The 12,760-nt window shown below is 62.0% G+C and carries 9 protein-coding genes and 1 tRNA gene; 5 read left to right on the forward strand and 5 right to left on the reverse strand.

Translation table 11 applies throughout. The annotated features are described in order from the left end of the window. The 3 genes from G1C98_RS07340 to lysS form a co-directional block, all read right to left on the reverse strand. Complete coding sequence (locus tag G1C98_RS07340) at positions 1–693, reverse strand: response regulator transcription factor (protein WP_169080591.1); 693 nt, start codon at positions 691–693, stop codon at positions 1–3. A gap of 8 nt (positions 694–701) precedes the next feature. After that, positions 702–1,997, reverse strand: a complete 1,296-nt coding sequence (locus G1C98_RS07345; protein ID WP_169080592.1) for a hypothetical protein — start codon at positions 1,995–1,997, stop codon at positions 702–704. A gap of 322 nt (positions 1,998–2,319) precedes the next feature. Next, positions 2,320–3,993: a lysine--tRNA ligase gene (gene lysS / locus G1C98_RS07350; protein ID WP_169080593.1), complete on the reverse strand. Its 1,674-nt coding sequence runs from the start codon at positions 3,991–3,993 to the stop codon at positions 2,320–2,322. 239 nt (positions 3,994–4,232) lie between these two features. On the opposite strand from lysS, the gene G1C98_RS07355 reads away from it, so the two are divergent. The 5 genes from G1C98_RS07355 (at position 4,233) to G1C98_RS07375 (ending at position 10,392) form a co-directional block, all read left to right on the forward strand. Beyond that, positions 4,233–4,306, forward strand: a tRNA-Pro gene (locus tag G1C98_RS07355). Positions 4,307–4,478: 172 nt separating this feature from the next. Next, the gene (locus G1C98_RS07360) at positions 4,479–5,666 is read left to right on the forward strand and encodes an MFS transporter (RefSeq protein ID WP_169080594.1); all 1,188 of its coding nucleotides are present in this window, start codon (positions 4,479–4,481) and stop codon (positions 5,664–5,666) included. Between the two features lie 187 nt (positions 5,667–5,853). Beyond that, positions 5,854–7,932: a DUF4037 domain-containing protein gene (locus G1C98_RS07365; protein ID WP_169080595.1), complete on the forward strand. Its 2,079-nt coding sequence runs from the start codon at positions 5,854–5,856 to the stop codon at positions 7,930–7,932. 113 nt (positions 7,933–8,045) lie between these two features. After that, positions 8,046–8,639: a DUF4125 family protein gene (locus G1C98_RS07370; RefSeq protein ID WP_240944965.1), complete on the forward strand. Its 594-nt coding sequence runs from the start codon at positions 8,046–8,048 to the stop codon at positions 8,637–8,639. Between the two features lie 58 nt (positions 8,640–8,697). Next, positions 8,698–10,392 carry an alpha/beta hydrolase family protein gene (locus tag G1C98_RS07375; RefSeq protein ID WP_335341298.1) on the forward strand — a complete coding sequence of 565 codons (1,695 nt, stop codon included), beginning with the start codon at positions 8,698–8,700 and terminating at the stop codon, positions 10,390–10,392. Here G1C98_RS07375 and G1C98_RS07380 read toward each other — a convergent pair. Further along, complete coding sequence (locus G1C98_RS07380) at positions 10,351–10,842, reverse strand: hypothetical protein (protein WP_169080596.1); 492 nt, start codon at positions 10,840–10,842, stop codon at positions 10,351–10,353. The two genes, G1C98_RS07375 and G1C98_RS07380, sit on opposite strands and share 42 nt — an antisense overlap. Beyond that, positions 10,839–12,737: a PspC domain-containing protein gene (locus G1C98_RS07385; protein WP_169080597.1), complete on the reverse strand. Its 1,899-nt coding sequence runs from the start codon at positions 12,735–12,737 to the stop codon at positions 10,839–10,841. Before G1C98_RS07385 ends, G1C98_RS07380 begins: the two co-directional genes overlap by 4 nt. Between the last annotated feature and the right edge of the window lie 23 nt (positions 12,738–12,760).

Here is a 12,760-nt window from a genome sequence, read left to right on the forward strand (position 1 = left end):
TCAGGTTTCCGGGTGGCCCCACTTTTCGGTGAGCCATATGGCGATTGCCTGGCTGCGCGTCCTGGCATTGAGCTTCGCCATGGCACGCTTGGTGTGGGTTTTGACCGTGTTCTCGGAGAGACCAAGCCGTTCACCCACCTGTTGCGTGGTCAAGCCACCCGCGTATCCGCGCATGATCGCCTCTTCACGTTCCGACAGTGCAACGGGTTTCCGTTCCGCGGCACGAGACAGCCTGGCATATGCCTTATCAGCCGTTTCGAACCGCAGCCCCGGCATACTGTCCGACAATTCAGATGGCATATACGTCAGCCCGGCGGCCACTTGCTCCACCGCCATGCCGATGTTCCGCAGATTGCGTTTCGCCACGATCCCCTGACCTCCCGCATCGGCGATCTGCGCCGCGAACCGATGCAGCGGAAACGATGTGATCGCCAGAACGGGCAGATTCTCGCTCTCGCTACGAATCGATCTGCATACGGCAACGCCATCCATGTCGGACAGCGACATATCCAGCACAAGCACATCGGGCCGAGTCTGTTCATCACGGCACAGCCGCACCGCCTTGCTGCCGAGCACGCATCGCCAGACGACACTTCCCGAGCCGAACCGATGCTCCAGATACGCGGACAACGCCGCCAAAGTCAGCTCGTCGTTGTCCACAATGCCGATTCGCATCGTCGGATGCTCGCTCATATACTCCATCATCGACCTTCCAGCGGAATATCGGCAGACAACGTCCATGTGTCATCTTCCTGAGAGGTACGCAACGTTCCACCGCTCCTTTCGATCGCATCACGATGGAAGGCAAGTCCCTTGCCCGAGACGGGCTTCCGACATGCACGTCCCTCGTCCGATTCGGGGATGGAATTGGTTTCCGTCACATGCAGATGGCTGTTCAGATGGTCGCTCTCGATATTCACGAATATCGCGTACGGCTGGCTGGGATCGGCATGACCGGCGATATTGGAGTACAACTCATCAAGCAGCCGCACACATTCGTCGGTTCGTTCGCGTCCAATCCCAAACAGTTTCCCTGTTTCCGCAACATGGCTTTCGCCGGCGAATCCCAACGAATGCAGGCGATTGTCGCCTTCTTTGCAATGGGCTCGGACCGTATCGGAGAACGAGCCGTTTTGCACCGCAAGACGATTCCGATTCCCAGCATCGGCGCGCAAGGATTCGGCCTCGTCGGCATGTCCGAGGATGTCGATGACGGCATGGACATTGTCCATCGTGTGTTGTGCGGTTTCATCGATCCGCTGCCAGGCCGCACGCTCAGTATCGGAGATTTGCGGATCATCCGCATGCTGCTGGGCGACGAACGCGATGTACGACAGCCCGCCGGTCACCGTATCGTGGGTTTTGCTGGCGAGCATGGTGTCACGCTCCATCATCGACATGCGATACTGCGCCTGTTCCAGACGACTGTTGCGGTCACGTAATGCGTCGACCAGTCTGCGATGCATGGCGACGAATGCATAACACAGCCAATATGCCGCATAGACGATACATAGTGCAATACCGAGAACCGCCAGCCAATGCCAGCCGTAGATGCCGTAGACGACCATGACCGCCGTGCCGGCCAGCGGAATACCGTAGCCGCCGATGAGTGCATACGCAATGTCATTGTCGATAAACGACGTCATCAATCTCAGCCAAGCCGGATTCCATGGCTGTTTTGCGCCCGCACCGGCACTATCCGGAATCACGCGCTCCCCACGGATGACATGCACGATATACGCACCACGGTTGACGATGAAATACACGGCGTACGCAATCGCGAACACCGCGCTGACGCACGCATACGCAGCGTTGCCATCGCGCGAATACAACCATCCAGCCGCCAATGCGACGGCGATCAACGGTAGTGACCTGCAATCGAATCTGCGCTCATGCTCGATGTCGTCCTTGTCGAGGAACACTTCGTGCAGAAAACCACGCACTCCAGCGGAATCGGAATCCCGCTTCGTGGCTGCCGCCTTCTCCTGGTTCGACATATCATGCCTCTTTTCAATACGGAACCATATCCGTTTCCATATCAAAGAGCAGGTGGAAGTTCGATGCAATGAAGCTGTCACCCGTTTGGGTATGCGGCTTCAAAAGAGGATTGGGGCACAGAAAAGGGCGCTTCCCAATCGGGAAACGCCCTTAGATCTTCTTGCCTCAGTTCAGCGGCTACAGATTTTAGAGGATGGCACCGGCGGAAACGGATACCTTCGTCGGCGAACAGCCCACAGGACTGTTCTTCTCCTCGGGCGGCATCCTGCCAAGCGGGATGCCGCACCTCGCGTGAAGCCGAATATGAACTGAGGCTCCGCCTCAGTTCAGCGGCTTAACAAGAGGGAAGGTGATGGTCTCGCGGATGGTGGCGCCGGTCAGGGCGATGAGCAGTCGGTCGATGCCCATGCCCATGCCGCCTGCCGGAGGCATGCCCACGCCGAGGGCCTCCAGGAAGTCCTCATCGATATCGCAGGCCTCTTCGTCGCCGGCGAGCGCATCCTTGGCCTGAGCCACGAAGCGTTCGCGCTGCACGACCGGGTCGTTGAGCTCGGAGTAGCCGGTGGCCAGCTCGAAGCCGCGCACGTACAGATCCCACTTCTCGACCACGCCGGCCTTGGAGCGGTGGCCCTTGACCAGCGGGGAGGTTTCGACCGGGAAGTCGCGCACGAAGGTCGGCTCGTACAGCTTGTCCTCGTAGAAGTGCTCCCACAGATGCTCGACGAGCTTGCCGTGGTTCTCCACGTCATCGCGCTCCACGCCGAGCTTGTCGGCGATCTCGCCCAGGTGCTCCACGGAGGTACCGGGGTTGTCCGGGCCACCGTTCGGCACGATCTCCTCGCCCAGCGCTTCGGAGAGGGAGTCGTACATGCTGATGGTCTTCCATTCGCCGCCGAAGTCGTATTCGGTGCCGTCCAGCAGGGTCACCTTGTGGCTGCCGAACACGTCCATGGCGGTGTCCTGCACGAGCTGCTTGACGAGCGCGCCGATGGTGTCGTAGTTGCCGTAGGCCTGGTAGGCCTCGACCATGGTGAATTCCGGGGCGTGGGTGGCGTCGACGCCTTCGTTGCGGAAGTCGCGGTTGATTTCGAACACGCGGTCGATGCCGCCGACGAGGCAGCGCTTCAAGAACAGTTCCGGCGCGATGCGCAGGTAGAGGTCCAGGTCGAAGGCGTTCATGTGCGTGGTGAACGGACGTGCCGCGGCACCGCCGTGCACGGTCTGCAGCATCGGGGTTTCGACCTCGAGGAAGTCGTGGTCGGCGAAGGTCTTGCGCAGCGAGGCGACAGCCTTGGAACGGTTGCGTACCATGTTGCGGATCTTCTCGTCCGCGATCATGCCGATGTACGGCTTGCGGGTGCGGGTGTCTTCGTTCAGTTCCTTGTGCAGGGCCGGCAGCGGCTGCAGCGCCTTGGCGGCGATGGCCCATTCGGTGGCGAACACGGACAGTTCGCCGGTCTTGGAGGCGATCACGCGGCCCTTGATGAACAGGTGGTCGCCCAGGTCGACCAGCTGCTTGAACTGCTTCAGGGAGTCGGCGCCGATCTCCTTCTTGGAGATCATGCCCTGGATCTTGGTGCCGTCGCCGGCGGCGAGCTGCACGAAGCACAGGCCGCCCGCGTTACGCAGGAAGAGCACGCGGCCAGCAATGCCGACCACGTCCTCGGTCTCGTCGCCCGCTTCGAGCTTGCCGTCGTACTTGGCACGGACCTCTTCGATGGTGGCGGTGACGTCGAGAGTCACCGGGTACGGCTGGATGCCTTCCTTGAGCATCATGGCGCGCTTGGCCACGCGCATCTGCACCTGCTCCGGGTGGGCCAGCGGGCCGAATTCCTTGTTGGACGGGTCCACGGCCTCGTCCAAGGTGGCACCGTCGTTGATCTTGTCTCGAATCGCGCCATCCTGCGCAAGCAGCATCTCGGCGCGTTCGACAGTGGTCATATGAGGGGTGTTCTCGCCCTCTTCGTTCTCAGTGTTTTCAACAACTTCAGACATGATTGCCAAGTGTACGCAACACGGGCGATTTGACGGTGCCTTCAAGACACCCAGCCAATCGCTTCGGCACACGGCGGCATCCGGCAACATCCGACATCATCTTCTCCGACGCCCAGCATCAGCCAACGTCCCCGAATATCCACATCGGCAAAACGGCCATATTCCAACGCGACACGCTGAACGACACTCGGATTTGCGTCCGCATGGGACCTTGCTGTAGACTGACGGACGTTGCCAAACGGGCTGTAGCGCAGCTTGGTAGCGCGCTTCGTTCGGGACGAAGAGGCCGCGGGTTCAAATCCCGCCAGCCCGACAACTAAGGCGGAACAGAAATGTTCCGCCTTTTCTTTTGCCCGGAATCGCTGCCCCTCCAGCGTTCATTCAGCACCCGCCTTCGGCGGATTCGGAACAACCGTGCCATGCACGCAACACAGGGCATCTATGCTCGGAACGCTCCCACACAGCACAAACCCCCAAAGGATCATATGAAGAAAAGCATTCTCGCACTTGCCTCCGGCGCATTCATCCTCGGTGCCGCCGAATTCGTGATGATGGGCATCCTGCCCCAGGCCGCCGCAACCATGCACGTGAGCATTCCGGCCGCCGGTCACTACATCTCCGCCTACGCGATCGGCGTGTGCTTCGGCACGCTGATGCTGGTATTCGGACGCAAGGTGCCGCCGAAGAACCTCATCATCCTGTTCATGGCCATCGCGCTTGCGGGCAACACCCTGAGCGCCATCGCCGTCAACTCCCCCATGCTCATCGCGGCCCGTTTCATTTCCGGATTGCCGCACGGCGCGTTCTTCGGCACCGCCACGCTAATCGCCAAAACGCTTGCCGACAAGGGCAAGGAGGCACAATCCGTGTCGATGATGGTGACCGGGCAGACCGTGGCGAATATGCTCGGCGTGCCGGCCGGAACCATGCTTTCGGAATTCCTTTCCTGGCGCATGGCCTTCGCCATTCTCGCCGCGTGGGCACTGATGACGATGGCGCTCGTCATCGCATGGGTGCCGTTCGTCGCTCCGATCAAGGACGCCGGCATCAAGGGACAGTTCCGCTTCCTCACGCACCCCGGCCCATGGCTCATTCTGCTGGCGGTGTTTTTCGGCAATTCCGGCATTTTCTGCTGGTGGAGCTACGTTTCGCCGTGGCTGCAGAAGACCGGCGGATGGTCTTCCGCGATGGTGCCGATGATGATGGTGCTTGCGGGGCTCGGCATGGTGGTCGGCGGTATCGTCGGCGGCCGTTTGACCGACCTGTGGAAGGCCGGTGCCACTGCGGCGCTCTCGCATTTCATCGCCTTGTGCGGCCTGCTGCTGGTGTTCTTCCTGCCCGGTAATCACGTGACCACGGCCATTCTGACGTTCGTCATCGGTTTCGCGCTGTTCTTCAACTCCTCCCCGCAGCAGCTGCTTATGGTGCAGGCCGGCGAGGGCGGCGGCGAGCTGATCGCCGGAGCCGGCGTGCAGGTGGCGTTCAACTTCGGCAACGCGGTCGGTTCAATCGTCGGCGGCGCGGCCCTGACCGCGACCTCGATGAACTACCATTTCACCGGCATCGCCGGCGCGCCGATCAGCCTGCTTGCCGTGCTGCTGCTCATCATCTACAGCCGTCGATACGAGACACATACCGACGCCATCAACCGCATGCGCGAAGTGCACGTCTGACCGCAGAAAACGCACACCGACTGCGCTGTTGCGCCGTTGCGCAGTTGTGACTTTGAAGCCCGATCCGCCGTCGAACGGATCGGGCTTCGTCGTTTCACGCCCCTCACCGCCCCACCATGCCATACCGGCTCATACACTGGAGGCAGATGCTTGGCATGGGCACACGGCAATGATCAAGGGAGGTTTCATGGCCGATGAGGAGGCGCTGCTGGCGCAGTTCACCGCACAGTTCGATCAGCAGTTCGATCAGCAGGACAATGGTTCCGAAGACGAAGGGTCGGATCGGCAGGACGCCGATAGCGCTCCCGTCTTCGACACCGATCGGTTCCTGCAAGGTCTGGATTCGATATTCAGCCGTCATGCCGCGTCCAGCGAGGCGTGGCCTTATCTGGAGCAGGCCATGAGCGACGCGGAAAACGCCGGCGATGAGGCCGGATTGCTTACCGTGCTCAACGAGACGATGGGGTTCTACCGTTCCCAAGGCTGGCACGACAAGAACCAGTGGATCGTGCAGCGTGCAATCGAATTGGCGCTGCGCATGGGGCTGGAAGGCAGCGAGACCTGGGTCACGACGCTGATCAACTGCGCCACCGCGATGCGTGCGGCGAAACACTACGAGCAGGCCGAAGATCTCTACACGCAGGCCCTGCATTGCGCCGAAAAGACGCTCTCCCCGAGCGACCGGCGTCTTGCCGCGCTGCACAACAACCTGTCCATGCTGTACAGCGAGACCGACAGACGGGATAAGGCCGAAAACGAACTACGCAAGGCAATAGGCATCCTTCGCGGCACGGACGGCGATCATGCCGCGGATATCGATCTGGCAAGCTCGTACACGAACCTGGCGTTGCTGCTGCTCGCCGACGGCAATACCGCCGACGCCGACCGGTACGCGGCGCAGGCGTTGTCCATCCATGCAACGGCACGCGCGTATGGCGTCGATTCGGCGCATTATGCCGCTGCACTGGCCGGCATGGCGCAGGTCCGATTCGCGCAGCAACGGTTCGGCGAAGCGGCCGGGTACTACCGTGAGGCGCTGTCCGTCATCGAACTTCGGTACGGGCGAGACACGGATTACTGGCGCACCACCGAAGCCAATCTGCATGAGGCCTTGGAATCGGCAGCGAGCGCCGGTCAGTCGGTCGCTGCGCCTGGCAGTGCATCAGAGGGCCATGTCCAAAACGCCAGTCAAACCTCCGACACCACCGGCTCGCCGCACAATGGCATGGAATTGGCCCGCGAGTTCTGGGAGCAGGCGGGTAAGCCTATGCTGCAGACCCGATACCCCGAATATGCGGGGCGCATAGCGGCCGGTTTGGTCGGCTATGGCTCGGAATGTTTCGGCTTTGATGACGCGTATTCGCAGGATCATGATTTTTCGGCGCGGTTCTGCCTGTGGCTCACGGACGAGGACTATGCCGCTATCGGCGAAGCCTTACAGGAGGATTACGAGCGTATCGCACGCGAATGGCGTTCGTCGGGTTCCGCGAACTCGTATGGCTCCCCCACTACCCCGCGCGCACAGGGCACGATGCGCAGGGATGGCGTGTTCCGCATCGGGGATTTCTTCGAGGCACTCACCGGCTATCGCGAGGCGCCTGCACAGGACGCGCCGCACGAATGGCTGTCGTTGAGCGAATCCACACTGGCCACGGCGACCAATGGTCGGGTGTTCGCCGACGCGCTCGGCATGTTCTCCAAAACCAGGCAGGGTTTCACCTTCATGCCGGAGGATGTGCGGCTTTCGCTGATTTCCCGCCGTTTGGGGATGATCGCACAGGCTGGGCAATACAATCTGCCGCGCATGCTGAAGCGGGGTGACGGCCTTGCCGCCATGGCCTGTATCCAGGAGTTCACGCAGGCCGTGGTCTCACTGGTGTTTCTTATCAACAACCCCGTATCGGTGGGTTATATGCCGTACTACAAGTGGCGTTTCGCCGCGCTGCGACGGTTGAGCGGCCGTATGGCGACATGTCTTGCCGATATGTGTCCGAAGTTGGAGGAAATATCGCGGCTTGCCTCGACGGCATGCTTCGGCGTCGCGATGGCCGATACACCAGTAGGAGCCGGCATGCCCGTCAAAGCCGATGAGACGGCACCGGCTGCGAGTCGCATCAATGCGATCGTCGAACGCGTCTGTTCCGATATCGTGGACGAACTGCGGCGGGAGGATTTGACGACTTCGCGCGAGACGTTTCTGGAATGGCAGCGCCCGTATGTCGAGGAGCATATCGTTTCCGCCGCTCCCTGCCTGCACAGTCTGTAAGGTCGATGATGGAAACGAGCGACGATATGCGACCGGCGACGGCAAACAGCACCGAAAACCCCGAGCGCACCGCACGAAATCCACGGCATGACGCCGACCGTGGTGAAGAACTGATGGAATCCATCGTGCGCCTGGAATGGAACGAATTTCAGCATACGAACAACGCGGGAGGCCGTGCCGCCTGCCAAGGCAATTGGCCGGTGTTCCATCAGATGCGTCTCAGCCAGTTCATGACATGGCCGGACGATCTGCTGGCAAGCTACCGGGACGATCTTGAACGTGCCGACGCCGCCGGCCGCAATCTCGTCACCGAAAAATACGGGCGCATGATGTTCTCCACGCACCCCGGGGAATACGCGGAGAACATCGAACCGTATATCCCGGCGCTTAGCGCCGACCGCGTGGCCGTGCAAGAGCGGATCATCGCCACGCAGGTGCGTTGGGCGAGCGAATTCCGCGAGCGCTACCCGAAGCTCGGGCGCGCCATGCGCGTGCTCACCACGGCCGAGGACACCGCCGACGCCACGTCGTTCGAAACGTATCTGCGCGGCGAGCTCGGCACCTATTCGGAACGCACGCTGGGGCTGTATCGGGATTTTGTGAAGCGGCTTGATGGGAATCACCGCAACCTCACCGAGGAGACAATCCTGAACACGGTGCAAATCGGCGGCTTTTCCGGGCTCGACGAGGCGGAAGCGGCGCAGTAGCGGCGAAACGCCGGGCAAAGCAACCCCATCGCCATCGGGACGTCCTACAGTGGCAACTGTGCGAGCCATAGTGAACGAACCGAACGAATCAGAGGAACCGAAGAAACCGCATCAGCTGAATACAACAGGCCGACGCATAGGCCTGACCGTCGCGTTGACGGCAGCGGTCGCGCTGGTGCTTGCAGCGGTGCTGTGCCTCTTGGGCATCGCATGTACGCCACGGTGGCGGGTAGAGCCGTTTACGGACCATATCACGGTGCAATCATCCGATACGTCGATCCGCGCCAACGGCATCGCCACGCCGCAGGAAGGCCGCTACCGCACCAAGGAGACGCATATCACCGTCAAGCTCACCGGCACGCTGTCCGCACAGGCGATCGTACGCGAGCCGATCGGCGCACCCAGCGGGCATGCCGCCTGCCTATTCCTGCACGGTTCGGGAACCGGCAGATCGTCGGAGGCGTTCGGCGACATCGCCAACGCCATGGCCTCGGCCGGCATCACCACGCTGGTGCCGGACAAACGACTCGACAATTATTCCATGCTGAGCAGGGACTACCAGTCCAGCGCGAACGACTACGCGCAATCGTTGAAGGTGCTAAGGCAATGGCCCGGCGTCGACGCCGCAAAAACCGGCATCTACGCCGAATCCGAAGGCACCTGGATCGCGACCGTGCTCACCAGCGAGCACCCGGAACTGGCATTCGCCATATTGACGTCCTCCCCTGTGGTCTCCGGGCGACAACAGATGGCCATGGCGGCCACCAGCTATCTCACGACCGCCGGAGCACCGGATGCCGTCATCCGCATCATTCCCAAACTCACCAGTCTGAGTGTGGGCGGCATCGGCCCGAATTACGCCGATTTCGACGCCGCGCATTACCGGAGCTCACTCACCATGCCGCTGCTGATCAATTACGGCACGCAGGATACGGCGATGCCAATCGAGCAGGGGGCGCGACTGCTGACCCAGGCGGCCAACAAGGCCGGGAACCGCAATGTGACGCTGCGGTACTACGATGCCAACCATCAGCTGCGCACGCAGTCCGACACGTCGAATGGCGGACTGCCGTTGGCCGCGCACTATACGCACGATCTGGAGGATTGGGTGAACGCCGTCACCTCCGGAGCCACGACGAGCAGTTGGAAAACGCCGATGATCGCGGGGAGCCAGCCACATCAACGGTTCACGGCTCCGACGTCGACCGATCCCGGCCTGGTCACCTCGCTCGGAGTGCTGGCGTCCGCCATCGCGATATGCCTGCTCTGCTGCCTGCTGGCCTGCCTTGGCGGTCTGGTGCTGCTGGTCGCCGGCATGGTCAGAAACCGTCGCCGGACCGCGAACACCTACAGTTTCCCCTTGCCCTGCCGCATCGCGCTCATAGTGAATGCGGTGCTGGCCGCAGCGGCGACCTGCGTGTTCCTTGCCTACCTGGTGACGGTGGTGCAGGATGCGATCACCCTGACCGACAATTCGGCGATGCTGGCGCGCAACTGGCATGTCGTCGTGATGTTGTGCCGGCTGGAGGTCGTCGCGTTCGCATGGCTGATCACGGAATATCTCGTTGTACGCCTGCCGCGGCCGCCGTATGTGCCGGCGGCCCACCTGCGCGCACAGCCTGATGCCAATGCTTCCAAGGAACCAACCGGAACGTCCGGTTGGGGCGGCGGTCACACCATCGTATCCGTATTCGTCATGCTGGCTTCGGCGCTATCGTTGCTGCTGCTGGCCTTCTGGGGACTGTTCTGCTGACTGCCGTTCCCGGCGACGCAGACGCACCGCGGCGACGGCGGCCCAGACCACGGAGATGACGAGCAGCAGTGCGCCGAGGCCGCCGACCATGTAGAAGAACAGCGTCGAGGGGTTCGGCATCCACCGCCACGCGCCGATGGGCAGCAGGCACAGTGTGGCCGTCAGGCCGATCAGGCAGAAGAACACGCCCAGCACGATGGTTCCGGTGCTTGGACCGGACGGGCGGATCACCGGATCGCCGTCCGTCGTACCGATGCGCATCTGGCCGGAGGGGTCGGTCGGCCCGGCCGTGTCGACCAGGTTGGAGGGACCGACCGAGCCGGTCGGACGCGCCGATTCGTTCCGCACCGGCATATCGTGCACCGGCAGGGGTTCCGTGGGCTCGTCCGCGGCATCCGCGATTCCCATGGCATCCGCCAACGGCATTTCGCGGGTCTCTTCGTCACTCATTTCGTTTCCTTTCCGTCGGTGCTCTTTCGCTCGGCGTTCTTTCCGCCGGTCTTTTCATCGGTGCTACCATGCGATTGGCCGTCCGTCGTTCCCAATGGCAGCTTGCTGTCGGACGCATACTGCATGGTGACGCTGCCGCCGACCGTTCCATCGACGTTGACGAACAGGTCCGGCTCTTCCGGTGCCTTGTCCGAATCGACCGATGGCCAATACCACTTGTTCTCATAGATTGTGGCGAACGCCTTGTCGAGATCCATGCCGTTATACACCGAATCGTGAGAGTTGTCGTTCGCGTCCGAATCGTTGGCATCGGTGGTGCCCTTGAGCGCCGGAACGCTCTTATTCGTCCCATGATGACCATGTCTCGAATCATTGTTCTCATCGAGGGACAGACCCACGAAGCCCGTGCCGTTGAAGAACGTGAGTCCATCCGGCCCTCCCACGTAATCCGTGACATTGGTGTAGCCGCTGTCCGGATCGCTGACCGACCAATGGCATCCGTCCGGCAGCGTGACCACCACTTGGGCGTTCACCACTACCAGATTCAGTTCCCCCGCCGGGCATGAGCTTTCGCCGTATGTGCCGTCGTTGAGCTTGACCTTGTGCTTGCCGTGCGTGGCCGGATATCCGCTCAGATCGATGTCGAGCACATCGTTGGCGTAATCCTTGCCGGCCACTACCAGTCCTTGTTCGTACCGTTTCATCTGGGCGTCACTGGTGTCGCTCCATGTCACGATGCCGGACACCGCGGTTCGGTGGTAGTCATTCGACATCATCCAATCGCGGCTTTCCCATGTCACCGCACCCGTGCAGAACGTCATCGCCACGGCCATGAGCGCCGCGCACCATGCCAGCGGATGCAGGCCGCCGGTGCGACGCCCCATGCAGCCAAGCACGACAATCACCACGCCGATTCCCAGGCAGATGCCGCCACAGCATAGCGTGGCGAGACGCAGCACGCGCAAGGCGTAATCCCAATCGACCGTCACCGTGGTGGTATACCAGCCGGTGCCGGCGACAGCCAGCAACGCCAGGCCAAGCGTCACCAGCACCAACAGCGGTCCGGCGGGCTTGCGACGAGCGCGTTTCGGTTGCACCGCCACCGTCGGCGGCGCGGTGAAGGTCGGTGGCACATTGGATGTGGCGAACACGGCCGGAGGGGTTACCGACTGCTGAACCGTCTGATATGGTGATTGGGCGGGACGCGCATACTGCTGGTAGCCGGAGGACGTGGTGCGAGTCGGCTGCGGCATCGGTTGGCCGGCCATGCCGGACATGCCGGACATGTCCGCAGTGGCGGCCGTGTCCGTCGGCATCGAATGCGGCACATATTGCGACTGCGCAGGCTGCACCGGCTGTCCGGGCTGAGTGGGTTGCCCCGGCCATGGTCCGCCCGACTGCGGCGGCTGCCAGCTTGCAGCATACGATTGGCGATTCACCAGCAGCCAGAAGACCAGCACGGCCACGCCGAATGCCAGCCATCCGGCACCAGGCAGGCACAGCGCCACCGCGGCGCATACCAGCGCGCCTGCACAGTTCCAATCCCAATGGCCGTTGATCAGTTCCTCACATAGGATCCGGCCATCCGTCTCGTCCGGCAGCAGGAACCAGGCCAATGCGTAGAACGCCGCTCCGGCACCGAACAGCAGCGAGGTGAGGATCACCAGCGCGCGGACCAAGGCGGCATTCCATCCCAAGCGGCGCGCCACGCCGTCGCACACGCCGGCGACCCAACGGTTGCGGCCGCGCGTAATCCGGCTGGAACGGATCCATGCGAAGAACCGATTGCCGCGATTCGGCTGCGGCTGATACATCGGCGGCTGGGGCTGTGACTGAGGCCCGGCAGAACCAGCGTCCTGCCAGCCGTCCTGTGGATTGTTATGTGCATTGCTCATGTCTCCATTACAGCAACCCGCAA

The sequence above is a fragment of the Bifidobacterium erythrocebi genome, from assembly GCF_012932675.1.
GTDB classification, from domain to species: Bacteria; Actinomycetota; Actinomycetes; order Actinomycetales; family Bifidobacteriaceae; genus Bifidobacterium; species Bifidobacterium erythrocebi.